The sequence below is a fragment of the Paraburkholderia sp. SIMBA_030 genome, assembly GCF_046535245.1.
In the GTDB taxonomy this organism is placed as follows: Bacteria; Pseudomonadota; Gammaproteobacteria; order Burkholderiales; family Burkholderiaceae; genus Paraburkholderia.
The window spans coordinates 1-241 of sequence record NZ_JAWRXB010001485.1; the positions used below are offsets into that span (position 1 = coordinate 1).

1 protein-coding gene is annotated in these 241 nt (G+C 54.4%); it reads left to right on the forward strand.

Annotation, left to right across the window (positions count from 1 at the left end):
- Positions 1–100 precede the first annotated feature (100 nt).
- A partial coding sequence (locus SB772_RS44975) for a DUF3572 family protein (protein WP_410839149.1) occupies positions 101–241 on the forward strand: 141 nt, incomplete at its 3' end.

Here is a 241-nt window from a genome sequence, read left to right on the forward strand (position 1 = left end):
TCCGCCTGACAAGAAGCGACCTGCGAACGCGCGGCTCGACGAAACCGATAGCGGCAAGCTACCGGTATTTGGTTGAAAAAAAGGTAACTTACCCAGCGAAATGCAAAGCAACTTCAAGACCTCTAAACAACTGGCCAGGGATCCGCATGAAACGGCGATCGCCGTACTCGGCTGGCTTGCAAATGAACCCGACATGTTTTCGCGTTTTCTTGCGCTGACCGGCATTGAACCGGCCCAGGTG